Genomic DNA, 26,448 nt, shown 5'->3' with positions numbered 1-26,448 from the left:
GGATTCGAGGACTTCAGGGGGCAGCCAAGGCCCGGCCGCCTGTGGGGGGACCGGGCCCTTGGGGTTCAGCGGTTCCGGCGGCGACGGCGGACGAGGCCGGTGATGAGGACGGCGGCGGCGGGAATCAGGGCGGCCGAGGGACCGGCGGCACACCCTCCGCCTCCCTGTTCTTCATCGCCCTCTCCCGGGGAGAGCCCGGGATTCGTCGGCGTCGAGGGGACCCCGGGGCGCGGGTCGGTGGTGCCGGGCACATTGCCCGTGCCGGTACCCGGGTCCGTGCCGGTCCCCGGAGGAGGGGGCGTGCCGCTGGCCGTCACGGTGACCGGGATGGTGGACGTCACGGGCGCGGCGCCCTGGGAGGTGGCGGTGGCCGTCACGGTGTAGTCGCCGGCCTGGGCATAGACGTGGTCCACCTGCGCGCCCTGGGCGGTGGTGCCGTCCCCGAAGTCCCAGGCGATGGTGGCGTCCGCGGGGGAGGCGGTCGCGACGAACGTGGCCTTGTGGGGGGCGGTGCCGCTGGCGCTGTCGACGCTGACGTTCAGCGTGCCCTGGGGCTTTTCGGGCGGCGCCGGCAGCTGCTTGGTGAGGGAGAAGCTGTCGAGCACGCCCCCGTCCGTCTTCACGAGCTTCGCGGTGAGGGTGCCCTCCACGACCTCCACGTCGAGGAACCCGTGGGCCGCGTCATCGCGCAGCACGCTCCAGGACGGACGCGAGGTGGCGAACGCGCGCAGCGTGGCGCCACCGCCGCCGACGACGAGGTAGGGGATGCCGCGCTCGGACTTCCCGGCCTCGGCGTCACCGAGCATGGGCTTGCTGCGCTCGTAGTCGTGGTCATGGCCGGTGAGGACCAGGTCCACGCCGTACTTCTCGAAGAGGGGACCGAACTGGCGGCGCATGGTGAGCTGCGAGCCGTGCTCGCCGCTGGACCAGGACGGGTGGTGGAAGAAGACGACCTTCCAGGGCTGCGTGGTGGCGGCGAGGTCCTTCTCCACGAAGGCCTTCTGCGCGGCGAGCGTGCACTTGGACGCGGACGCGAGGCCCACGGCGCAGTTGGAGTCGATGGAGACGAAGTGAACGTGGCCCCAGTCGAAGGAGTAGTAGCGCTCCGAGCCTTCGGCGTTGTTGGTGGGCAGGTAGAGGTTGTCCAGGTAGGGCTGGGCCTCGTTGGTCACGTACTCGTGGTTGCCGGGCGTGGCGAACATGGGCACCTGCGCGAGCAGGGCGGCCATGGGGGTGAAGAGGTTCGTCTGGAATTCGGTCTCGGTGCCGGACGCATAGGCGTTGTCGCCCAGGGCGACGAACAGCTCGGGCCGGTGGGTGAGCATGGATTGGGCGACCCTCTTCTGGTCGCTGCCACCGGTGCCGAAGTCGCCCACGGCGGCGAAGTGCACGCGCCGGGTGCCGGGGACGGGGGCGGTGACGAAGGTCTTCGCGGGGGTCGTCTCACCGCAGCCATCCACGGAGTACGTATAGGTGGTGCCAGGAATCAGGCCGGTGAGGACCACGGCATGGATGCGCGCCGTGGCCGTGGAGCGGGCGACCGAGCTCGTGCCCCCTACGCCATAGCGGACCTGGGCCGCGGAGCAGTTCGACGCGAGCCGGAATGCCACCGTCGCCGTGTCAGGGCCCACGCGCTGGAGATAGGGATCCCGCGGCAGGGCGAGCGCATTGCCCGAGGAGAACCCCACGACGAGCAGGGCAGCCAGGGCAGCGAGCGATAGTGACTTCGTCCGGTCCATGAATCCTCCGGCCCGAGACATTCGGGACCGGACCCCAACCGTTCATGGTCAAACGTTCATCCAGAAAAGAGTCCGCAGGCAGATGGCAGGAACACAGGGGCCTGCTGTGGCAGTTCGGAGTGCAGGCGGGCAGGCATTTCGGGGCGCGGCGTGGCGCGGCCAGGGCGCCGGCCTTGCAGGGCGCGGCTGCTGCGTTACCCGTGAAGAATGAGCGAAGTCCACTCCGAGACCCGCGAGTACACCATCCCTGAAGGGTGCCCCGTGTGCGAGGCGGACCTGCCGGTGCGAGTCACGGCCACGGGTCCGAACGCGGTCTGCCGGCACTGCGGCTGGATGGGGCGCCCGTTCATCACGGTGACGCATCAGGGCCTGCGCGTGTCGTACGGCAGCGCGGCGGCCTGAGCCTCAGGCGCGCGAGGACACGCGCTCACGGCACAGGGTGGGCCGGACCGCTACGAGGCAGGCGACCACCAGCCAGCAGTGTCCGGGGAGGGGACCACGCACGCCTCCAGGGCTTCGACGCAATCAGGATGCGCCCCCTCTGTCCGGCGAAGTGCTTCCGCGAGCGCCTCCATCTGTCGCCACTCCCGCTCGTCGAACGTGTGGCTCCGGATGACGCTGGGGATGGGCTCGCGGCTCTCCTCCAGTCCCCACCGGGCCCGCTCTCGCTCCAGCGCGGTCCCTCGTAACAACATGAGAGGGAATGCCTTGAGGACTGGCACCCGCTGTCGCAGACAGAAGTCGACCGTCGCCCGGAAGGAATCCAACGTCTGCTCGGGGAGACCGAAGATGATGGAGACCTCGAAAGTCTTGCGGCGCTCCAGGAGCTTGCGGATGCCCTCCGTCACCTTCCCCAGGTGATTGACCCGCTCCACCGCCCGCGCCTCCCGCTCGTGGATGGTCTGCAGGCCGAATTCGAGCCGCACATCCAACCCTTCGCAGGCGTCGAGGAACTCCTCATCCAGTGTCGAGAAATGGCACTGCACCGACAACCGCCCACGATAGGCGAGCCTCCGAAACGTCCGCAGCACCGCCAATGCGTGGTCTCCCAGATTGAAGAGCGGATCCAACACGGCGATGTCGTCCACTCCCGATTGCACAAACAGTTCGCTCTCACGCTCCAGTCGCGCAAGGGGAATGTCCCGGCGCCGCAGCCGACTGCCCGCCTCCCGATGCTGGCAGAACGAGCAGCGGAAGGGACATCCACGCTGAGTCTCCCACCGGATGAAGCGTTGTCCCCCGGAAAGGTCGATCACGTTGTCGAGGAAGGGGGAGGCGAGCGTCTCCAATCGGGCCTGCGCCTGGAGACCGGAATCCACCTGTCCTGCCCAGTGGACTCCCACGAACCGGATGCGCTCGGCAGAAGAGGCGAGTGCCACCATGGCCTCCTCGCCATACCCTCGGATGAACACATCCGCCTCGGGGTAGAGCTCCTCCAGGCCCGCTCCCGCGTAGGAAATCTGCGGTCCGCCGAGGATGATGCGCCCCCTGAAGCCATTCCGCCGGAGCGCCACCAGCAGCCTCTTCACCACCGGGTCATTCCATACGTAGACGCCCAGGCCCACATCCACCTGCTCCAGCTTGTGACCCTGGGCGCTGTCGAGGATGTTCCGCAGGATGCGCTCCTCGTCGAAACCGACGAGGTTGATGGCGAAAGAAGACGCTCGCACGTCCACGCCCGCCTTCTTCAGTGCCGCGACGATGGAGGCATGCCCTAGCGGAACGCGAGGGTCCTTGTCCCGGGTCCAATCGATGGACACCAGGATGACTCGCCGCGCCCCGGGAACGACAGGAATGACCTCAGCGGCATGCGCAGACATGGGCCCCCGGAATGGAGGGGTCGAGCTGCTCAGCGGTGCCGACCCCTCCCAGCCGTTTCCGACGCGGGGGGAGCGGAAAGATTCAGTGGCTCCTCCAGCCCGTCCACGGAGCGTCAGCGCGACTCAAGGCGAAGGTTGCGCGACGCCGCCCACGCCGTCCTTCTCGACGGAGACGTTGCCCAAGGCCTTTTCATCAATCTCCACCTTTGCCTTGTCCACCAACCCCGCGACCAGGTCCTCCATGGACCGCGAGCGCTTCTCCACCATCAGCCGGCTCTCGATGCGCGCCTTCACCTGATCCACCGTCTGGGAAAAGCCCGGCTGACGGCCCGTCAGCTTCAGGAGGTGAAGCCCTCGCGCGGAGGCCGCGAGCCCCACCTCGCCCAGCGTCTGGAGCGCGAACGTGGCGTCCGCGACCGGCTGTCCCCACCTCGCCGCCAGCTCCTCGCGCGTCTGCAGGCCCAGGTCTCCTCCCGCATCGCGGGACGCCGCGTCGTCCGAGCGCTTCCGGACCTGCTCCTCGAACGCCGTCTTCACCGGCCCCGCTTCCTGCTTGCGCACCTCCGCCAGCAGCCTGTCCGCCTCCGCCTTCACCGTGCCCCGCTTCGCATCTCCCTCCGCGGAGGCGAGGAAGACCTGGCTGACCCGGACCTTCTCCGGCCGCACGAACTCCGTCAGGTGCTCCTGGTAGTACTTGCGCACCTCCTCGTCCGTCGGAGGCGTCGTCGCTGCCGCTGCCGCCTGCTTCTGCACCAGCCGTTGAACCAACAGCTTCTCCACGGCCGCCTGGAATTCAGGGTCTTTTTCCAATCCCTGACGTCTGGCTTCCTGGGCAAGCACTTCAAAGCGTACAAGATTACCCAGGAATTCCTTCTTCGCTTCCAGGGTGCCGTACCTCGAGCGGATGAGCGGCGGCTGTTCTTCCAGTCTTGACCTGAATTCGCTGGCGGTGATGGTCCCCGTTCCCACCCGGGCCACCACCGGGTCATTCCTGCTCCCCTCCTGCGTGTCTCCTGAACCCTTGCAGGCGTTCAGGAGCAACAGGGCTGTGGCGGCGGCAACGGCGACTTTGTCAATGTTCATGAATTGCAAATCCTGGCGGGAGTCCGGTGAGTCTGGGCCCCGACGACCCTCTCCCGTTCGGGCGAACCGTAACAAAGAGGCAGCGCGAAATTCAAACGTGTCAGGCGCACATGCTATTGCTGCTCAAATGCCTGATCGTGCACACTGCGCGAGTCATCTCCGGCTCCAAGGAATCCCTTTGCAACTGCCTGTTCGTGCCCTCCACCGCGCGGTCCTGCTGCTCGCGGTGTGCTCCTGTGAAGGGCGCTCTCCGGAGGCCACGACGGCGCCCGCCAGCAACGCGCCGTTGCCCCGGGACCTGGTGGCGCGCTTCGACGGGGGCGTCGTCACCCGGACGGAGTGGGAGCGGGAGTCGCGGCGGCTGCCCCCGGCCCTGCGCGAACAGTTCGCGAGCGAAGCCGGGCAGCGTGAGTTCGCGTGGTCGCTCGTGGACAAGCGCCTGATGGTGGCGGAGGCGAAGCGCCAGGGGCTGGCGGGACGCGAGGACATCGCCCGGCAGGTGCGGGAGCTGGAAGAGCGGCTGGTGGTGCAGGCGCTGCTGGCCCAGGAGGAGCGGGCCGCCGGAGCCCCGGGCGAGCAGGAGCTGCGGGGCTGGTACGACGCGAACCGGCAGCAGTTCGAACAACCGGAGCGGGTCCACCTGGGCCGGATCCTGGCCCGGGTGGAAGGGCAGGGCAGCGCGGCGGAGCGGACGAAGGCGCGCGCCAGAGCAGAGGAATTCGCGCGGCGGCTCAAGGCGAAGGAGCCGCTGGCGCAGGTGCAGTCCAGTGGGGATGGGCCGGAACGCGCACGCGGCGGGGACCTGGGGCTGTTCGCGCGCGGGGAGTTGCCGGATCGCCGGTTGGAGGACGCCGCGTTCGCCCTGCGGGAGCCCGGGCAGGTGTCCCCGGTGGTGGAGACCGCGGAGGGGTTCGCGGTGGTGCAGCTCATCGAACGGCGTCCGGCGCGAACCCCGCCGTTCGAGGAAGTGCGCGCCGAGGTCGAGGGGCGGATGGCGCCGGTGCGGCAGCGCAGGGTGTTCGATGCCCTGCGCGCGCGGCTGCGGAGTGGGGCGGATGTGCAGGTCGAGGTCACGGCGCGTCCCTGACGTGTCGGCGGGAGAGGGGGAAGTACCCATGAAGTGTTTTTCCGCACTGCGCCTTCAGGCGCTGGCGATGATTCTCGCGCTGGGCTGCGCCGTGCCGGGCCTCGCCCTGGCGCAGGCCGTGCCCTCGGTCGTGTCCATCTATCCCCTCCGCTCGGTCCAGACCGGCGCGCGCTCGGTTGAACTGGGCTTCGAGGTCGACGGCGCCGCTTCCCAGGTGGCCGTTTCCCTGAAGGGCACCTCCACCACCCAGGGTGTCTTCGTGGACCTGGCCCGCGTGATGGTCTCGCGCGATCAGGCCGGCGCGGTTCCCTTCCACGTGCTCGTCCCGCTGTCCCGGGCGTTCCCGGCGGATGGCCGGCTGGAGGTGTCCGCGACCCCCGTCGGGGACGAGGGCGCCCAGGTGGCGCGGGTGCAGGTGGTGCTCGACGCGACCCTTCCTCCCCCGGCCTTCGCACCGAACCCGGTGAGTGCCCGGGCGTCCGTGGACACCGGCCAGTTGCTGGTGGACGTGGCCTTCCAGGGGAGCGTGGCCCGCGCGGAGCTGACCGTGATGGGGGCCTCCGCGGCCCTGCTGCGCACGGTGAAGGGCGACCTGGCGGAGGTGGAGTCGCATGCGTTCGCCGTGGGGCGCCGTCTGGTCGCGCACCCCCGCGTGGCCGCGCCGGGCCATGTGGCGTTCGCGGTGCCGGTGCAGGGAGGGCGCATCCCGCCGGATGGCGTGGTGGTGGCGGACGTGGCGCTGGTGGATGCGTTCGGGCGCACGGTGCACACCTCCACGGTGGAGTTCACCGATTCGGCCGCGTTCGATCCCGTGCTCGACCTGCGTGTCGGTCCCTCGCCGCTGCTGTTGTCGGAGGGCTTCGGGCAGCGGGTCCCCCTCCAGGTCACGGCGGTCTTCGCCATCGCGGGCGAGGTGGACGTCAGTGGTGGGGCCCATGGCGTCACCTATGCGTCGGATGATCCGTCCGTGGCGACGGTCACGCGCGACGGCCAGGTCGTGGCGCGGGCCACCGGCGGCGCCCAGGAGACCGTGGTGCGCGTGCAGTACGCGGGGGTCACCAGGCAGGTGCCCGTCCTCGTGGACTCCAGCGCCAGCCTGGTGTCGCTGGAGATCGTCCCGGCGCTGCCCGCGACCTCCCCGACCATCGAGCGGGTGGGTGGCAGCTTGCAGTTGAAGCTGGTGGGCACGCTCTCCAACCAGCGGCAGGTGGACCTTACGCAGGCGTCCCTCGGGACGCAGTGGCGCTCGGAGGACCCCACCCGCCTCCTGGTGTCCGCGGACGGCCGCGTCACCTCACGACAGGCCCAGCCCGCGCGCGTGTTCGCGAAGTTCCCGGACCAGCCCGAGGTCTCCCTGTCGGTGGACGCCCAGGACGCCTTCCCCACGCTGCGCCTGAGCGCGCCCGCGTCCGTGGTGGCGGGCGGCGACCTGGAGGTGACGGCGCTCGCCACCGACGACGTGGGCCTTGCGCGGGTGGAGTTCCGCGTCAACGGCGTGCCCACCGTGACGGACACCACGGCGCCCTTCACCCTCCAGGTCAAGGCGCCGCCCACGGCGGGCGCCACCCTGGTGCTGAGTGCCTGGGGCGTGGACACCGCGAACCAGGGCGTCCTGTCCTCCGAGCTGCGGATCCCGGTGACGGGCGCTCCCGCGCCCAGCAGCCGCACCGTCGTGTACGAAGCGCCCGAGGCCGGCCAGGTGTTGATCGCGGGCCTGCCGCAGACGGTGCGCGTGACGAGCGGCGACTGGAAGACGGCCACGCTGTCTCCCAACGACTTCCAGTCGGTCCGCTTCTCCGTGGACGGCGCGCCGCTGGGCGCGGCGTCGGCCCCGCGCGTGGAGGTCCGCTCGAAGCCGACGGACAAGGGGACGCAGCAGGTGCTGGTGCCCGTCTGGGAGGTGAGCTTCATCCCTCCGCTGACGGCGGCCGGCACGGGCGTCGTCCTGCGCGCGGAGGCGGTGGACGGTGTCGGGGCCCAGGTGCCCGTCCAGTCGCTCGCCGTGCGTGTCGCCGCGGACTCGGCGCCCCTCATCACCCTCAAGAAGCCCGACCATTCGCCCGTGGACGTCACCGCGGGGGCTCCCTTCGCGGTGAGCGGCGCGGTGGCGGACGATGCGCTGGCGTTCGGGGTGGACGTGAAGCTCCTGGTGCAGGGCGCCGTGGTCGCCTCCCAGCGGCTCACGAAGAGCTCCTTCGAGGGCTCGCCGTCGGGGTCCGCCGAGTTCTCCTTCCACTGGACGCCTCCGGCCTCCCTGCTGGGCGCGGACGTGAAGGTGGAGGTGCAGGCCATCGACGTGGGCGGCAATCCGCGCGTCGTGACCTTCCAGGCGAAGGTGAAGGCGGATCAGCCTCCGCAGCTCAACATCGTCAGCCCCGGGGTCTCCGACCCCATCCTCGCGGGCTCCCGGATGCTGCTCGCGGCGGACGTGTCGGATGACTCCCCGCCGCCGGTCCGCGTGACCTGGTACGTCGATGGGGTGCTGGCGGGCCTGTCCAGCGCGGCTCCGTACTCCGCCGAGGTGCTCGTCCCCGCGCAAGCCGTGGGCAGGACGCTGATCATCAAGGCCGTCGCGCGCGACTCCACCGGGATGGAGACGACGGCGACGCGAAACGTGATCGCGTCCCCGGACCTGCTGCCGCCGTCGGTGTCCATCGTGTCCCCGCTGACGAACGCCTCGGTGGTCACGACCCAGGACCTGCTCGTCACGGCGGCCGGTCTGGACGACGTCGGCGTGAAGAAGGTGGAGTTCTTCCTCAACGGCGCTCTCACGCCCGTCTTCACGGACACCGCTCCGGCCCGCAACGGCACCACCGTGGGCTCGTTCCTCACCCACTTCATCCTCCCCAAGGCCTCCATCGCCACCCTGGGAAGCCACCGGCTGCGCGTGCATGCCACGGATGCCGCCGGCAACGTGGGCATCTCCCCGGAAGTCCTCTTCCAGTCCAAGCAGGACGCCCCTCCGACGGTGGCCTTCACGCGTCCGCTGGTGGGCGCCTCCGCGACGCTGGGGACCGTGCTGGAGGTGCTCGTCACCGCGACGGATGACGTGTCCGTCCAGGGCGTCGAGCTGTTCCTGGGCAACACCCACCTGACGGCGCTGACGGCCCCCTACCGCTTCGAGGTCCCCTTGTCGGGCACGGCCCGCACGGAGACGCTCCGGGTGGTGGCCACGGACTCCGGGGGCACTACCGCCGAGGCGACCCGGACCGTCGCGCTGGTCGAGGATGATCAGGCCCCGCTCGTGGGCTTCCGCCTGCCGGCGGAGGGCGCGCGGGTCTTCGCGGGCCGCACGATGAATGTGGAGGTGGTGGCCTCCGACAACGTGGGCGTGGCGTGGGTGGACCTGTATCGCGGGACGCAACGGGTGGCGCGGCTCACGGAGGGTCAGGAGCAGGGGCTCTACCGCGTCTTCACCTTCCAGGTGCCGACGGTCGTGGCCGACGTGGGCCAGGACGTGACGTTGCGCGCGGTGGCCTCGGATCTCGGGACCCAGGACGTCCCGTCACGGACCGCGGAGCGGACCCTGAAGGTGCGGCTGGTGCAGGACCTGCCGCCCTCCGTGACGGTGCTCGCCCCGCCCCCGGGCAGTCCCTACAAGGAAGGCGAGGACGTGCGGCTGACGGTGTCGCTCACCGATGACGACGGCGTCATCGGATGGGTAGGCGTGTCCGGCGACGTGAGGCAGGGCCTGCTGCCCACGACGGGGGCGGCGCGCGACGTGGCCCAGCCGCAGTCGTTGGTGGTGCGCGCTCCGCTCGTCCACCTGGGCCAGCCCGCCACCGTGGGCGTCATCGCCAGGGACACCGCGATGCAGGACTCGCTGCCCGCCACCGTCACGCTGGCGGTGACGCCGGACGTGCAGAAGCCCCGGGTGTCCCTGGTCTCGCCCCAGGTCGGCGCGGCGGGCGCCGTGGACGTGGTGCCCGGCGGCTCGCTGGGCGTGCGCGTGGACGTCCGGGATGACGTGCGCGTCTCTTCCGTGGTCGTCCTGTTGGATGGCCAGGCGCTGTCGCCCCCGGTCGTCCTGCCGAACACCGAGGAGCACTTCGACGAGGTGCGCACCCCCGACCCGCTGGGGCCGGGCACGGTGCTGCTCGGTCGCGAGTACGTGGGCACCTACGCCGGCACCGTGGCCCTGCCCGCGCTGAGCGCCGGCCCGCATACCCTGACGGTGCAGGCGTCCGACCCCGCTGGCAACACGAGCAGCGCCGAGGTGGCGCTCGACGTGAAGCCGAAGGTGGACCGGGAGGCGCCCCGGCTGACCCTGGTGCTGCGCAACACCCCGGACGACGCGACGTGTGTCGCGGGCTCCACCGTGGAGCTCGGCCTTCAGGCCAGTGATGACGGCCAGGTCCAGACGCTGGAGTTGTTCCTGGATGGCGTTCCGTGGGTGCTGCCGGCCATCACGCCGGGCGCCAGCGTCAGCGCGACGGTGAACATCACGCTGCCGGCGCTCGTGTCCGGGCCCCGGCCCATCACCTTCTTCGCCCGGGCAGTGGACGCCACGGGCAAGACCACCGAGCAGGTCCTCACCCGGTTGCTGACGTCCGACGCACCGCCCACCGTGTCGTGGGTCGCCCCGACGGCGGGCGCCGCCCTGACGGAGGAGCGCGCGGAGCGCCTCCAGGTCGAGCTGAAGGACGACGTGAAGGTGGAGTCCGCCTTCGGCGTGCTGGCGACGGCGGAGGCCACCCCCGTCGAGGGGGCTCCCGAGGCGTTCGACGTGGTGGCGCCCGGCGCGACCGGCGCGGGTCTGGCCTCCCAGGTGACGTGGTCCCTGGGTGAGGGGCGCACGTCCCAGTTGGATGTGGCGTCAGGCCGGGTGCGCGTGGTGCCCCCGGCCGCCGGCCTGGGCAACCAGCCCGGCCGCGCGAAGCTGAAGGTGGCTGCTCCGCCCCTGGGACAGTCGGTGAAGGCGCTCGTGGGGTACCGCTATCGCCTGAACGCGGGCGCGGAGACCGTCGCGGAGGTGAAGGCCTTCCTGGCGACGCTGTCCTCGGGACGCCGCGAGGTGGAGTTCAAGGGCCCGTCCTACGAGGTCGACCTGGGGTTCCCCTCGGCCTTCATGACGGTGGATGAAATCGACGTGGAGCTGACGTCTGCGGGCACGCCCGTGGACGTCAGCCGCACGCAGCTCGTCTACGACGGCAACTCGGTCCAGGTGCGGGCGGTGGCGGCCGGAGCCTGGCTCGCGGTCGCGCGCTGGGGCGTCGGCGGTTCCGGGCCCGGCCGGGCGTTGCAGCCCCAGGTCCTGCTCCGGCCCTCGCTGGGCTGGTCGCCGCGCGCGGCGGTGTTGACCGCGTTCGCGGGCGACGGCCAGGGCCACCGGGTCCGGTCGTCCCGTCCGGTGAGGGTGCGGCCGGACCTGGACGCGCCGGTGGCCACGGTGCTCCAGCCCACCAGTGGCGGCGGGGTGGTGGCGGGCGTGCCGGTCTCCGTGGTGCTGTCCTTCCAGGACAACGTGGAGGTGGAGTCCGCGGACCTGCTGGTGGATGGCGCGGCCCGTGAGTCGTTCACCCGTCCGGGCACCTCGGCGCAGCGCACGCTGGTGCTCCAGCCTGGCGCCACGGGAGCGCCCGTGGCGCTGACGGTGGTGGCGAGGGATCGCGCGGGCAATGCCTCCGTGTCGTCCCCGACCTTCGTGCACGTGCGCGCGGACACCGCGCCCTCGGTGCGGTGGGTCAAGCTCCAGTCCGCGGTGGAGACGGCGTCCGAGACGGAGCTCGCCAGCGGCCTCGTGCGACTCGTCCAGGGCACCCCGGCCACCCTGACCCTGGAGGTGCTGGACGACGTGGGGGTGGCGCTCATCCAGACCGCGTTCGGCGATGCACCCGTCAGCTCGCGCACCGTCGCGCCGGCCCAGGCGAAGGTGTCGCACGAGGTGGAGTTCACGCCCCCCGTGTCCTGGGATGGTGCTCCGTCCGTGTTGAGCGTCACGGTGACGGACACGGCGGGCAAGGTGGGCACGGCGCGGCTCGTGGTGGAGGGGCGGGCGCCCCTGGCCCCGGTGCTGGCCCTCTCCGTACCGAGGCAGGACGCCACCCTCACCGAGGGCAGCATCCAACTGTTCGTGCAGGCGCTCGCCGGTGATGACACCGGCGTGGCGCGCGTGGAGTTCTTCCTCAACGGCCAGAGGGCGCTCGAGGTCCTCGGCCACCAGGGGGCCGCCATTCCCGTCCTGCAGGATGGGCTGGTCGACGACCTTCCGGTCCCCGTGGACACGTCGGTGCGGGCCGCCTTCCAGGCGCTGGTCGGCGCGGATGCGGACACGCCCTACCGGGACATCTCCCGGCTGAAGACCTATGGGGGACGCGTCCTGCTGCCCCCCGGTTTCCTCGCGTTGGATGCCTCGCGGTCGGAGACGCGCGTCGCGGTGCGGGTGGTGGCCACGGACAGGGAAGGGCACGTGAGCGTCGTCGAGCGCTCCATCGTGGTGGTGGCGGACGACAAGCCCCCGGCCGTGAAGGTCCTGTTGCCCACCCTGAGCCAGGCGGTGGTGGAGAAGACGTCGTTCCGCGTGTCGGCGACGGCCTGGGACAACGTCTTCGTGGACCAGGTGCGGCTGTTCTCCGGGCCGGGCCTGGACGCGCTCCAGTTGTTCCACACGGCCGGTGGCTTCCCTTTGACCAACGCGTTCCCGAACTCGGAGGTGGACGTCTACGCGCCGCTGGTCAACGCCCAGGCCGTGGCGCCCGCGCTGCCCGCGATGGGCGCCGCGGACATGGACTACTTCGTGGTCGCGGAAGCCCGGGACCTGTCGGGAAAGCAGGCCCGGTTCATCCAGCCGATCCGCGTGGTGCGAGACCGGGAGCCCGCGGTGGCCATCGTGTCCCCGCCGGATGGCCGGACCGTCGTGGAGGGCAGCCTCGTCCCGGTGACGGTCGCCGCCGAGGACGACGTGAGCATCGCGTCGGTGCAGTTGACGGTGAACGACGTCCCGCTGACGCCCGTCCTGCGTCAGCCGCCCTTCACCTTCCAGGTGCCGGTGCCGCAGGGCGCGCAGCAACTGACGCTCCAGGCGAAGGCCGTGGACTCGTACGGCCATGCCACCTCCAGCCAGGTGGTGCTGCTGCCCGTGGGCCAGGACAAGCCCCCGACGATCGCGGTGGCCCAGCCGCAGGATGGCGTCACGCTCACGGAGGGCCGTGACTTCGGCCTCGTGCTGGCGGCCCAGGACGACGTCGCCCTGGCCTGGGTGGAGGCGGTGGTCGAGGGCGGGGTGAATGGCCCGCTTCGCTACACCGCGACGACCAAGCCCTTCTCGTTCCGCGTCCCGCTGCCGTACGGCTCCGCCCACCGCAGGCTCATCGTCCGGGCCCGCGCGCGGGACTCCCTGGGACACGAATCCTCCGCCCCCGTGGTGACGCTGCCCGTCCAGGCGGATGCGCAGCCCCCGACGGTGAAGTTCCTCACCCCCGCGAACAACTCCCAGATCGTCGCGGGGATGAACCTGGACCTGGAGGCCGTGGCCGACGACAACGTGGCCGTCGCGGCGGTGGTCTTCTCGCTGCAAGGCAGCCCGACGCCGCTCGCCACGCTGCCGGCTCCTCCGTATCGCTTCACCTATCGCGCGCTCAAGAGCGACGTGGACAAGTCGCTGACGTTCGTGGCCCGCGCCGTGGACGCCTCCGGCCTGACGGCGCAGGTGCAGGCGCAGGTCACCGTCGTGAATGCACCGCCGCTCGCGGTGGCCCTCCAGGGTCCTGCCTCCGTGGTGGCCGGGTTGCCGGCGACGTTCTCCGCGCAGGTGTCCCAGGCCAGCCTGGGCGTGGCCCACGTGTCGCTGCACATGGGGCCGGAGGCCAGCGCCACCGAGGTGTCGCGCCGCTACCTGCTGCCCTACGACTTCGCCTACGAGGTGCCGAAGGCCCAGGTGGGCCAGACGCTGCACCTGCGGGCACAGGTCCGGGACGTGGCGGGGCGCGAAGCCTGGTCACCGCCGCTGGACGTGCTGGTGAAGCAGGACGAGAAGCCGACGGTGGCGATCCGCAAGCCGCTCGCCGGCTCCAACGTCTTCGACGGGGGACGGATCCGCATCGAGGCGAAGGCGCAGGACGTGGACAGTGGCCTCCAGAAGGTCATCTTCCTGGTGGACGGCAAGCGGGTGGACGTGGCCGAGGTGCCCGCCGGCATCCCCGGGGCTCCCGACGTCTATGTCGGGACGTTCGTCGCCCCCGTGGGCAGTCGCAACCGGCGCTTCTCCCTCACCGCGGTGGCGGTGGACCTCGCCGGGCAGGAGCAGGAATCCGCGCCGGTGGACGTGGGCACGGTGAGCGACACCGTCCCTCCGGACGTGGAGTGGGTGGAGCCGCTGGAGTTCGACGTCGTGACGGGCGGCAGCCTCGTCGCGCTGAAGGCCGCGGCCCGGGACAACGTCCAGGTGCAGGAGGTCGAGTTCTTCGCGGACGGCGTGAGCGCGGGCTCCACCGGCGAGTCGGTGCCCGGACCCGCGGGCCGCCCGCTGTATTCGAGGACCCGGCTGTTGCCGAACGACCGCGCCGGGCAGCTCGTGCCCCTGCGGGCCACGGCGAAGGACCCCTCGGACAACAACGGCAAGTCCCAGGTCGTCACCGTGGAGCTGGGCCTGCAGCCCTCGCCCGCGCGGCTGACCCCCTTCAACTCCGGGCGGCTGGGGCCCCTGGCGGTGAGCGACACCGGCCGGGTGGCGGTGGGCGGCGTGGGGCTGAGCAGCACGGAAGTGCCGCAGGGCAACGCGCTCGTGTTCGCCCAGCTTTCGGCGGGCGACCAGGACATCCAGGGCCTGGGCTCCGTGCCCTTCGCGGCCCCGCCCGCGGCGGTCGCGTTCCATGGCGCGCAGGTGCTGGTGCTGACGCCCTCGCGCACCCTCCAGGCACAGTTCATCCCGCCCCTGTTGTCGGTGGTGGACCCGACGACGCAGGCGGTGATTGGCAGCGTGGACCTGCCGGGAGACGACGTCCTCGGCGTGGCGGTGAAGGACCGGCTGGCCTACGTCGCCAATGGAAGGCCGGGCGTGGTGGTGGTGGACCTGTCGGATCCGAAGCTGCCCCAGCGCGTGCGCACGGTCCCTGTCGGTGACGACGGGGCCCGGGGCGTCTTCGTGTCGGGCAACCTGTTGCTGGTGGCCTCCGGAAGCGGGGGCCTGCGGCTGCTGGACCTGCGCAATCCCAAGCTGCCCCTGGTGTCGGCCGAGCATGGCTTCGTGGCCGTCCCCGGCTCGGCCAACGCGGTGTCGGCCGTGGGGTCGCGGGCCTTCGTCGCCTGCGAGGGGTCGGGGGCGTACCTCGCGGAGGTGGACTTCTCGCGTCCGGACGCGCCGCGGCTCGTGTCGCTGCTGTCGCACGCGCCAGCCCGCAAGGACCTGCGGGCCCAGGGACTGCGGTCCGTGAGCGCCTCTGGCAACCTCGTGCTCGCCACCAGCGCGCTGACGGACCAGGACGCGAGGCCGGTGAAGGGGATGCTGTCGGTGTCCACCTTCCCGCCGCAGGGGATGGGACAGACGCGGGTGCGCGCCAACCTTCCGCGGGCCTCCCAGGTGGTGGGGGCCGCGAGCGGCGCGGTGACGGTGATGGACCGGGAGCTGGTCCGCTTCGGGCTCCAGCGGATGGTCGTCACCTCCGTGACGCCGGAGGACGGAGCCCGGCAGGTGCCGGTGGCCGCGGACGCCGTGACGCTGGACGTCTTCTTGTCGGAGGTGGTGGCGCCCGGAAGCCTGGACGTGGGGACGGTGGTGCTGCGCTCCGGGGATCCGGTGGTGGGCCCGGCGGTGCCCGTCACGGTGGTGCCCACGGACCGGCGTTTGCGCGTGCGTCCCAACCAGGCCCTGTCCCGGGCCACGGAGTACTTCCTCACCGTGGGGCCCGAACTGGCCTCCGAGCAGGGCTGGACCCTGGGCACCGCCTTCCGCACCCGGTTCACGACGCGCGCGGCGAGCGCGGAGCTGCCGCAACTGACGGACGTCCTTCCTCCCGCGGGGCCGCAGGAGGGTGGCACGCGCGTCACGCTCCTGGGGTCGAACCTGCTGCCCGGGGCCCGGGTCTTCTTCTCCGGCGCCGAGGCGTCGGAGGTCACCGTCCTCGCGGACGGACACTCGCTGACGGCGAAGGTGCCTCCGAGCGGCGAGGAGGGCGCGGCCACGGTGACCGTGGTCAACCCGAATGGCCTGGAGGCGTCGCTGTTCGGCGGCTTCATCTACCTCAAGGTGCTGCACGTGGACTTCGTGTCGCCAGCCACGGGGCCGCTCGTGGGCGGCAACACGGTGGAGGTGTCCGGCGCGGGCTTCCAGCGTGGCGTGACGGTGAAGGTGGGCGGCGCGGCGGCGTCGGACGTGCGCGTGCTGTCACCGGGCCTGCTCACCCTGAAGGTGCCGGCGGGCGCCTTCGGTCCCGCGGACGTGGTGGTCACGAACCCGGACCTCAAGAGCGTGGTGGTGCCCGGGGCCTACCTGTACACGGACCTTTCGGTGTCGTCCTCCATCAGCCGGCATGTCCCCAACGGGAGTGACCCGAGGCCCACGGAGAAGCTGCCGTCGCTGCCGCCCATCAAGGTGGCGCTGAGCGAGAACAAGGCCTGGGTGCTGTCTCCGTCACAGGTGTACGTGTCCGCGAAGGACGCCGCCCAGATGCTGGAGAAGAGCGTCCACGGCGCGCTGTCGCTGGTGGACGTGTCCGACCCGACGAATGCGTCGCTGATAGGGCTGGCCGGGATTCCCCCTCCGTATGAACCGGTGGCGTTGTCCGTCCGGGCTCCGTACGCGTATGTCGTGGCGAACGGGGCGACGCTGCCGTTCGCTGACGTCGCGGGCGAAGGCGTCGCGTCGCTGCTCGTCTTCAACGCGGCCAACCCCCTTGCGCCCCGGCTCCTGTCGACCCTGCCCTCGGTGGGCGAGGCACGGGGCTTGGCGCTCGCGGGGGACCTGGCGCTGATGGCGGCGGGGTCGGGCGGCGTGGCGCTCTACTCGTTGCTGGAGCCCCAGCGGCCGGTGCTGCTGGGCGCGGTGACGCAGTTCCTCTTCGGCGGGCAGCTGCTCTCCCCGTCCATCGAGGACGTGCAGGTGTCCGGTCACTTCGCCGTCCTGACCGCGAAGTCCGGCGCGGCGCAGCGGTTGCTGGTGGTGGACCTCACGAAGCAGGGGCTCCCGGTGGTGGGGGAGCTGTCCGGCGATGCCACGGACGTGGCCCTGGCCGGCCGCAATGGCCTCCGGGTGACGGGCGAAGCCCTGCGCACGCTGTCGCTCGCCCAGCCCGCGCGTCCCCGGGAGGCGTCGCCCGTGGTGCCGCTGGTGCGCGGCATGCGCTTCACGAGCACCGCGATGGGCCCGCACCTGGGGGCCGCGGCCGCCTGGGGGCCGTCCGCGCTGGTGCAACTGGTGATGGCCTCGGAGCCCTCGCAGCCCCGGTCCGTGAACGCGGTGGACCTGTACCCGGCCCGGAAGCTGTCCGACGTGGCGCTGGCCGGGGGCCTGCTGGTGGCGACCATCCAGGAGACGGCGGGACGCGTGGGCCAGCCGGTGGCCCAGGACGCCTTGAGCGTCGTCGCCATGCCCTTCCCGGTGGTGACCGGGAGCACGCCCGTGGATGGCGCGGATGCCGTCCTCGTGGCGGATCCCCTGACGGTGTCGCTCAGCCGGCCGGTGTCCAATGCCAGCGCCGCCACCGTGAAGCTCGTGCTCATGAATGGCTCCACCGACGGCGAAACCCTCTCCACGATGCTGGAGGGAGTGGCCACCACCACCGTGACGGTGCGGCCCACGGCGAGCCTGCTGCCCGGCAGGACGTACCAGCTGCGGGTCGAAGGGCTCCTCGCCTCGGCGGACAGCGCCCCCATGCCAGGGCGCTACGTGGCGGAATTCACCACCGTCGCGCAGGCGGGGGAGGTGCCGCTGAGCGTCACCAGCCTGTCGCCGCGCCAGGGTCCCACCGGAGGCGGCACGGATGTCTGGCTGGAAGGCAGCGGCTTCCAGTCCGACATGATCGTGAACTTCAACGGTCAGCAGGTGCCGGTGGAGGAGGTCCTCGACGGTGGCAAGAAGGCCCGCGTCAAGACGCCCAACCGGCCGGCGGGTGCCGCCACCGTGACCCTGCGGCGACTGGGGGGCAGCCACGTCGAGCTCATGGGCGCCTACCTGTACGTGGATGCGCTCGACCTGCTGGCCGTGACGCCCGCGCGGGGACCGACCTCGGGTGGCACGCGCGTGCTGCTGCAGGGCAGGGGCTTCGCGCTGCAGGGCGCGGTGCAGGTGCGCTTCGGCGGCCAGCCCGCCTACGACGTGCGCGTGCTGGGCATGGGAACCGTGGAGGCCTTCACGCCCCACGGCCTGCGCGGTCCGGTGGACGTGACGGTCCGCCAGCCCGACCCGGTGAACCCCGGGGGCTTCCTCGAGGACACGCTGGTGAAGGGCTACACGTTCGACCAGCCGACGGGCTCCGCGGTGGCCCTGGCCCGCGCGCTCCGGGACGTGGTGGTGGTGGGCGACTGGGCGTTCGCGGTGGGGGACCACTCGCTGGACGTCATCGACCTGTCGGGCCTGCACCTCGCGGGCGACAACATGGGTGCCAGCATTCCGTTCGACCAGCGCGGCGGGCTGGTGGACGAGGATGACGACAACAAGGACGACCGCGTCGTCGCGCACCTGGCGCTGCCGGACGAGGCGACCTCCGTGGCGTACGTGCCGGGGGTGGGGGGCGGCAGGGACCTGCTCTACGTGGGCCTCGTGTCCCGCGATGAGGAGGGCGCGGCCCACGGCGGCGCGGTCGCGGTCGTGGACGTGGAGGATCCGACGAAGGTGACGCTGGTCCGTCAGGTGCGCGCGGGCGCCCACGGCGTGTTCGGCGTGGACGTGCGGGGCGAGCGCCTGATGGCGGCGGCCGCGGCCAGCGGGCTGCACTCGTTCGACGTGTCCGTGGAGCCGTTCCCGGTGCACACCGCGAACGTGAACCCCGGAGCCCAGGCGGTGGTGGCGTGGGGCGGCAACGCGGTCGTGGGCACGGGGACGCGCACGAACGACTTCAAGGTGGGGCCCGGCTCGCTCCAGGTGTGGGACGTCCAGGCGACGCCCACCGTGGCGGGCACGCTGCCCGACGCGCTGGCCGTCCAGCGCTTGCGGATGCTGGGGGACGTGGCGGTGGTGGCGGCGGGTGAGGACGGCCTGGTGCTGGTGGACGTGTCCCAGCCGGTGCCGGTGTGGCTTGGCGCCGTGGAGGTGAAGGGCTTCGCCTGGGACGTGAGGCTCGCGGGGCGCCTGGCGTATGTCGCCGCGGGCGCCGCGGGCGTGGCGGTGGTGGACCTGAACGACGTGCTGAACCCGAAGCTGCTCTACCATGTCACCGGCAACCAGGGCGGTGACGCCCGCGTCGTCGCGACGGCCGGCGGCCGGCTCGTGAGCGCACGGGAGCGCGGCGTGCTCGGCTGGTCGCTGGAGTTCGGCGACGCGGCGGAGCTGTCCGTCTCCAGCGCGAGCGTCGCGGAAGCAGAGGTCGTCCCCACGGACCTGTCGTCCGTGACGGTCTTCTTCTCGGCGGCCATCGATGCCAACACGGCGCCGTCGGCCTTCTCGCTCACGGCCAACGGCGTGCCGGTGGCGGGGCTTCCCCTGGAGGTCGGGACCCCCGACGCCCAGCGCAGCACGCTGGTGTTCCGTCCGTCCGCGCCGCTGCCCGCGGGGGCGGCGCTGAAGCTCGTGGTGACGCAGGCCCTCCGCACGCCGGGAGGCGCGCCGCTCATCGCGCCCTTCACGGTGTCGTTCCGCGCGGCGGATGGCTCGGGTGGACGGCCCGTCGTCTCCCAGGTGGTGCCCCGGGTGGGGCCCACGTCCGGCGGCAGCCGGGTGGAGGTGCTTGGAAGTGGCTTCGAGCCGGGCGTGACGGTGCGGGTGGGCGGCCAGGTGGCGGAGGTGCTCGAATGGTCCCCCACGCGGCTGCGCGTGAAGACGCCTTCGGGCGGGGTGGGCCTGGCGGACGTGGAGGTGGTGCAGTTGTCCGGGCTGTCCGCGCGCCGGCCGGGCGGCTTCCTGTACGTGGCGCCGTTGCAGGTGGGCACCGCCACGCCCCGCTTCCTCAATCCCCGCGGCGGCAGCACGGTGCGGGTCTCGGGGAACGGGTTCCTTCCGGGCTGGGCGGACGCGCTCGGCTCCACGAAGGTCTGGGTGCGCGGGCTGCCCGCCGCCTCCGTGTCGGTGACGTCGTTCCATGAGCTGACGGCCGTGGCGCCGCCCGGCTCGTTCGGCGCGGCGGACGTGATGGTGGTGTCCCCGGACGGGCTGTCGCGCGTGCGCTCGACGTCCGAGGTGGGCTATGGCCTGGCGTTCTCCGGAGAGGAGAGCGTGGTGTCGGCTTCGCCGCACGCGCTGGTGGCCAACCCGCAGAACCCCTTCCAGGTGTTCGCGGCGGCGGGCGCCAGCGGGCGTGGCAACACGTTCCCGCAGGACTACAACGGCGCGCTCACCGGCCACGGTAAGATTCCGGAGTCCTACCGGGCGCTGGTGTTCGACGCGTCCCAGCCGGGACGTCCGCTGGCATCCGGCAGTCAGATTGTCGATCCCCCGGACGCGCTGGTGGATCGCTTCTTCGCGACGCGCATGGGACTGCTGGGCCAGGTGGATCCTCCCGACGTGGAGGTGATGCCTGACTCGCTGGACGTGGCGGTGCGCGGAGGACAACTGCTCGTGGCCAACGGCCAGAGCGGTCTGGTCGTGCTGGATGCGACGCAGACACAGGGGCTGACCCTGCTGGGCCAGGCGCCGCTCGGCGCCGACACCGGGGAGTCGCCGCCGCTGGCCACGCGCGTGCTGCCGACGCCCACGGGGGCCTGGCTGCTGGGCACCTCTCTGCGGATGGCTCCGAAGGAGCAGTGCCCCGGCAGGCCGAAGGCGCTCGGCACCGAAGGCAAGGTGGTCCTGTTCGACACGCGCGTCCCCAGCGATCCGGTGCGCATCGGCGAGCTGGCCGTGGGCGAGGACGTGTTCGGCGCGACGTTCGCTCGCGGGCGTGCGTTCGTGGTGACGGGCACCCACGAGGGTGTCTTCAACTGCTCGACGGGTGCGGGCGACCCGTTCGCGCTGCCTCCGCCTCCGGAGAGCTCGCTCGTCGGCCATGCCGCGGGCGATCAGGCGGTGCCGGGCCCTGGCTCCACGCCGCACGGCGCCTTGCACGTCTTTGCTTCCGCGAAGCCGGGCGCGCTGTCGAAGACGCTCGCCGTGGACTCGGCCCTGACGGACGTGGTGGTGGTGGGGGAGGTGGCCATCGTCGCCGCGGCGGATCAGGGGCTGTTGTTCATCGACGTGTCGGACCCGGCGAACCCGGTGCTGAAGAAGACGCTTTCGTTCAACGAGGAGATGTCCAACGTCCCCGGCCACCCGCAGCGGTTGCGCCTGCTGGGCGACATGCTCTTCGTCGCGGCCGCGGAGGGCGGCGTGGTGCTGGTGGACGTGGCGGATCCGCTCCAGCCGAAGCTCGTCAGCGGCGGCAACGAGGAGCCGGCCCTGGACGTGGTGGCGGTGGAGGACCGGCTGCTGCTCGCGGGCCGGGACCGGCTCACGGAGCTGAAGGTCCCGTTCCTGTACGTGACGGGCATGGAGCCGGCGCGCGAGTCGCTGGTTCCGCCCGAAGCGGTGGCGCTGGAGGTGCGGTTCAACCGTCCCCTGGCCGCGCCGTCCTTCACGGACAGCAGCGTCCGGTTGCAGCTGCGGCCGGGCGCGGAGGGCGCTCCCGGAGACACCGTGGAGGCGACCCTGGAGGTCTCCGACGCGACGCTGACGGTGCGCCCTGACGAAGCCCTGTTGCCCGACCGCGACTACCTGTTGGTCGTGGATGCCTCCGTGACGGATCAGCGGGGCGGCGGGTTGCTCATCCCGTTCCAGCTGGCCTTCCACACGGCGTCCACCGGCAGCCAGACCCCGAAGCTCTTCGCGGTGACGCCGTCGTCCGCCTCGCTGTCCGGAGGGACGACGTTGACCGTGACGGGTGAGCGCTTCACCGGCACGTCCGCCGTCTACGTGGGGGGCCAGCCGGCCACCTTCACCGTGCTGGATGAGGGCCACCTGACGGTGGTGGCCCCCGCGCAGAGCGGGGCCGGTCCGGTCGACCTGGAGGTGCGCAACGAGGGCGGCCCGGTCGCCGTCCTGCCGTCGTCCGTGCTGTACCTGAAGTCCCTGGAGGGGATCGGCGTGAGCCTCTTCCCGGACCATGGGCCGGTGGGCGGCGGCACGACCGTGTCGGTGTCCCTGTCGGGCCAGGCCCTGGCGCCGGGCACGAAGGTGCGGGTGGCGTCCAATCCCCACACCGTGGATCCCACCCAGGACCTGGGCGTGGACGTGCGGGACCTGTCCTCGCTGCACTTCACCACCCCCGCGGTGGACCACCCCTCGGTGGTGCCGGTGTGGCTGGTGCGTCCGGGCGAGGCCCCGGTGCAGGTGGGCTTCTTCTCGTATGACCTGCCGGTCGGCACCGAGATGGACCTTCCGGGCTTCCCGCCCCGCGTGGCGTCGGAGCTCTCCCTGCGAGGCGACCGGCTCGCGGTGGGCGTGTCCAACAGCGGGTTCTGGGGGCTGGAGCTCTTCGACGTGAAGGTCGAGGAGCATCCGCTCCGGCTGGGGGGCGTTGCCACTCCGGCGGCGGTGCGCGGCGTGGACCTGTCCGGTTCGCTGGCGTTCCTGGCGGCGGATGCCTTCGGTCTGCTGGCGGTGGACGTGTCCCGGCCGGAGGCCCCCTTCCTCGCGGCCAGCGCGTCCACGAGCGGCGCACTGGCCACGAGCGTCCGGGTGGAAGGCGACCGGATCTACGTGGGCGTCACGGAGCCCGGTGCCGCCTGGGGCGGCATCCAGGTGTTCCACGCGGGTGGGCCCCGGCTGGAGCAGGTGGAGACGGTGTCTCCGAACGCCGACGTGCTGGCGCTGGAGCTGGGCGCGGACCGCTTCTACGCGCTCACCTCGACGGTGACGGCGAACAAGGGCAACGGCCTGTGGCTCTCGCTCTACACCCGCTCGGGTGCCCCGTTGGGCCAGGTGTCGGTGCTCGCCGGGGAGCGCACCTACGAGCAGCTGGTGGCGAGCCGGTTGCTCGTGCGCTCGGGGCGCGCCTACGTGACGGTCGGCACGAAGCTGTACGTCTTCGACCTGTCCAACGAAGCAGCGCCCAGGGTCCTCCAGTCGTCGGACCTGGGCAGCCCGGTGGCGGGCCTGACGTTCGTGGGCGGCTCGCTGTTCGCCGCCACGGCGGGAAGCAGCACCGTCATCGAGGTGCCTCCCACGGACCTGCTGGCCGTGGACCTGACGCCCGCCGCGGGCAGCATCGTGCCGGGCAACACGGTCATCCAGGCGCGCTTCAGCCTTCCGGTGGCGCCCGCGACGGTGACGCCGGACACCTTCCAGGTGAGCGTGAACGAGGGCTCGGGCTGGTCCGACGTGGCCGGCGTGCGTGACCTCGTGTTCGACACGCGCGGCTCCACCCTCGTCTTCAGCCCGGCCGTCCCGTTCCCGCCGCTCGCGCAGGTCCGGGTGAGCGTCACGACGGGCGTGAAGGGCTTCGACACGCGACCGCTGGCGGCGCCCGTGCAGGGCCTCTTCACCATCGCGGGGCCGGATGCGTTGCAGCCGGTCATCACCCGCGTGGAGCCTGCTTCCGGGCGGACGAACGTCACCACGGTGGTGACGCTCAAGGGCGCGGGCTTCCGCCAGTCGCATCAGGGCGGGCCCGGCACGCGCGTCCGGGTGGGCGGCCAGGAGGCGGTGGTGGTGTGGCATTCGGAGAGCGAGCTCGAGGTGGCCGTTCCTCCGTCCCTCGCGGCGCTCTCCGGGCCCGCGCTGGTGGAGGTCATGGACCGGTCCTCGGGGCTGCTCGCCCAGCGCCTGGGTGGGTTTCTCTACCGGGATCCGCTCCAGTTGGCGGCCCTGTCGCCCTCGCAGGCGCCCCAGCAGGGCGGCGTCACGGTCGCGCTCACCGGCCACGGCTTCCAGCCGGGGATGACGGTGACCTTCGGTGACACGACGGCCTTCGACGTGCACGTGTCGTCCATGGAGCGCGCGGAGGTGAAGGCGCCACCGCACGCCTCCGGTCTGGTGGACGTGACGCTGGGGCTGTCGGACCAGCCTTCGTCGCTGCCGGTGCCGTTCCTCTATGGGGCGGGCGCGGTCTCGCGGCTGCCCACCCCGCCCGTGGCGCACGTGCTGGTGGACGAGGGCGTGGCGTATGTGGCGCTGGGGGGGGCGACGGCGCTCACCAACGCGGACGGGTCGGTGGTGTACGAAGCGTCGCGCGCCACAGCGCAGGGCGGGCTCATCATCGCGCGGCTGAACGAGCTGCCCACGCTCCACGTCGAGAAGGAACTCACCTTCACTGCGACGGGTGGGGCGCGGCGGCTCGCGAAGTCGGGCTCCTGGCTCTACATGGCGGCGGGGCCCGCGGGCGTGAAGCGGTGGGACGTGTCGTTGGTCGCGGCGCCGGAGGAGAAGCCGGCGCTGGCGGCGACGGGGGACGCCTCCGACGTGCTGGTGAAGGATGACCTGCTGTTCGTCGCGGATGGGGCGGGCGTCTCGATGTACCGCCTGGGTGAGACGGCGGCTCCGCTGCCGGTGGGCCAGCGCCCCCTGCCCGGCGGCGCGAGGGCGATGGTGCTGTACGGGTCGCTCCTGGTGGTGGCGGATGGCAACGCGGCGAACCCGCGGCTGCACGTGCTGGATGCGGCGAAGGGCACGTTGGCGGAGGTGGGGGAGGGCTTCCCGCTGTCCGTGCCGGCGCGGCATCTCGCCGTGAGCGGCACGCGCGTGTTCGCGTCGCTGGGCACCGCGCGTCAGGTGCAGGTGGTGGAGCTGGCGGACCCGTCCCATCCGGCGGCGGGCGGCGTGCTGACGCTGACGGATCCGCTGGGCCGGACGTGGATGTCCGCCGAGCAGACCTGGGTGGCCGGAGGCGTGGCGTACGTGTCCGGTGGCGGTGGCAAGGTGCAGCGCTTCGCCGTGCCGGTGGGCGGGCTGCCCGTCGCGCTGGAGCGCCTCCAGGTGGTGGGGGATGCGCGCACGGTGGCGTTCGCGGGGGACTACCTGCTGGTGGGCACGCTGTTCCTGGACGCGCAAGGCACGCCGTTGGAGCTGCCGCTGACGCAGCCGCCCGCTCCGGCCTACATGCTCGCGGGCGCGCTGTCGGCCGTGGAGCTGGACCACCTGGAGATTTTGGGCACGACGCCCTCCGAGGGCGACACGGTGGCGGTGGGCACGGCGCCGCGGGTGCACGTGACGGCGCTGCCCGACGTCAACACCGCCCAGGGCGTGACGCTTTCGCAGCTGACCCCTGGAGGCAGCGTCGCGGTCGCGGTCGCGCGGCGCGTGGCGGCGACGACGCGGGGCGCGGATGTCGTCCTGGAGCCCTACGCCCCGCTGAGCGCGTCCGCGCAGTACCGACTGCATGTCGGCGCCACGCTGGCCGACCTGGCCGGTGGCGAGTTGGGGACCGACGTGGACGTGCGCTTCACGACGGCCTCGCAGGTGTCGGCGGAGCGTCCGGTGCTGAGCTCGGTGTTCCCGGCCCATGGCCTGGAAGCGGGCGGCAACCGCGTGACGCTGGCGGGCGAGCACTTCGTTTCGGGCGGCACCGTGACCTTCGGTGGCGCGCTCGCGACGGAGGCCTCCGTTTCGGAGGATGGTCGGAGCCTCACGGTGACGGTGCCTCCGGGCGTGGCCGGTCCGGCCGCGGTCGAGGTCGTGAACCCGGGCGGGTTGTCCGCCTCGCGGTTGGGCGCCTACCGCTATCTGGTGGAGCCGACGCTGACGGCCGTGTCCGCGAGCTGGGCGCCCTTCAACAGCCAGACGCTCATCACGCTCACGGGGCAGGGCCTGTTCGGAGGCACGCGGGTGTACTTCGGCCCGGTGCCCTCGCCGCAGGTCGAGCTGGTGTCGTCGGAGCAGCTGCGCGTCCGGATTCCGGATGGAATCACCGGCCCGGTCCCCCTGCGGGTGGCGACGCCAGGACCCGGCACCACCGAGCTGAGCGCGACCTGGCCCACCCCCTTCACGTTCACGCTGGAAGAGAAGGGCTCCTCCAGCCCGGGCGCCGACGCGATGGCGCGCGTGGGCAACACGCTGCTGGTGGCGCGGGGCGGCCGGCTCGTGGTGCGGGCCCTGGCCGTGAACGAGTCCCTGTACGACGTGCGGGACGTCCTGGGCGTCGACGGTGCCACCGCCCTGACGGTGAGCGGGAACGAAGCCTTCCTGGTGGGGCCGGGACGCCTCGTGCGCTACGCGCTGGAGAATTGTGCGAGCGCGGAGTCGGGGGCGTGCTCGCCCCAGGAGCTGGAGCGGGTGCTGCTCATGCCCCAGGACGTGTCGCCGACGGCGGTCGTGGCGTCGCGGGATGCGGCCTACGTGGCCATCGCGGGCGGAGGCGAAGTGGCGCTGCTGGGCCGGGTGGACGGGCAGTTGCAGGTCGTCGCACAGACGTCCCTGGCGGGCGGCACGCTCCGGGGCCTGGAGCGGGTGCGGGGCGCGCTGGCGCTCCTGGTGGAGCAAGGGGGCGTGTCGCGTCTGGAGCTGCGCGACTTCACCGAGGGCGGGTTGGACCTGCTGGGCCAGTTGGACAACCTGCCGGCGCCCGCGCTGTCGATGGCCGTGGAGGGCAATCAGATCCTCCTGGGCCTGGGGACGGGCGTGCGGCTGGTGGATGCCACGACCCCCGAGGAACCCGTGCTGGTGGGCCGCTGGGATTCGCAGGTTCCGGGCAACGACGCGCTGTCGGTGGCGCTGGCGGGGCCG

6 protein-coding genes and 1 pseudogene are annotated in these 26,448 nt (G+C 72.0%); 3 read left to right on the top strand and 4 right to left on the bottom strand.

All coding sequences use genetic code 11. The features are described 5' to 3' along the window. Nucleotides 1–65: 65 nt before the first annotated feature. Complete coding sequence (locus tag D7X12_RS19435) at nucleotides 66–1,739, bottom strand: metallophosphoesterase (protein WP_120626773.1); 1,674 nt, start codon at nucleotides 1,737–1,739, stop codon at nucleotides 66–68. A 207-nt stretch (nucleotides 1,740–1,946) separates the two neighbouring features. Here D7X12_RS19435 and D7X12_RS19430 point away from each other — a divergent pair, with 207 nt between their 5' ends. Continuing rightward, complete coding sequence (locus tag D7X12_RS19430) at nucleotides 1,947–2,141, top strand: hypothetical protein (protein ID WP_120626772.1); 195 nt, start codon at nucleotides 1,947–1,949, stop codon at nucleotides 2,139–2,141. A 50-nt stretch (nucleotides 2,142–2,191) separates the two neighbouring features. Here the strand turns inward: D7X12_RS19430 and D7X12_RS19425 are convergent, their stop codons facing one another. The 3 genes and pseudogenes from D7X12_RS19425 to D7X12_RS45495 form a co-directional block, all read right to left on the bottom strand. Continuing rightward, on the bottom strand, nucleotides 2,192–3,499 hold the full coding sequence (locus D7X12_RS19425; protein WP_244224651.1) for a B12-binding domain-containing radical SAM protein: 1,308 nt from the start codon (nucleotides 3,497–3,499) through the stop codon (nucleotides 2,192–2,194). 183 nt (nucleotides 3,500–3,682) lie between these two features. Beyond that, on the bottom strand, nucleotides 3,683–4,369 hold the full coding sequence (locus D7X12_RS19420; protein ID WP_158620076.1) for a peptidylprolyl isomerase: 687 nt from the start codon (nucleotides 4,367–4,369) through the stop codon (nucleotides 3,683–3,685). Between the two features lie 6 nt (nucleotides 4,370–4,375). Next, a pseudogene (locus tag D7X12_RS45495) lies at nucleotides 4,376–4,642 on the bottom strand (SurA N-terminal domain-containing protein); the annotation flags it as partial. 178 nt (nucleotides 4,643–4,820) lie between these two features. Here D7X12_RS45495 and D7X12_RS19415 point away from each other — a divergent pair. Together D7X12_RS19415 and D7X12_RS19410 are read left to right on the top strand one after the other, a co-directional pair. After that, nucleotides 4,821–5,729, top strand: coding sequence for a peptidylprolyl isomerase (locus D7X12_RS19415; RefSeq protein ID WP_158620075.1), 909 nt, complete (start codon nucleotides 4,821–4,823; stop codon nucleotides 5,727–5,729). Between the two features lie 28 nt (nucleotides 5,730–5,757). Continuing rightward, nucleotides 5,758–26,448: IPT/TIG domain-containing protein (locus D7X12_RS19410; protein ID WP_147443728.1), on the top strand; the 20,691-nt coding region annotated here is incomplete at its 3' end.

Origin of the sequence: Corallococcus sicarius (genome assembly GCF_003611735.1) — a bacterium.
GTDB lineage: Bacteria > Myxococcota > Myxococcia > Myxococcales > Myxococcaceae > Corallococcus > Corallococcus sicarius.
This window is presented reverse-complemented; position numbering and strand designations above follow the sequence as displayed.

Excerpts from the sequence above, each read along its gene's own strand:
- D7X12_RS19435 (WP_120626773.1), bottom strand. The coding sequence starts at position 1,739 with ATGGACCGGACGAAGTCACTATCGCTCGCTGCCCTGGCTGCCCTGCTC.
- D7X12_RS19430 (WP_120626772.1), top strand. The coding sequence starts at position 1,947 with ATGAGCGAAGTCCACTCCGAGACCCGCGAGTACACCATCCCTGAAGGG.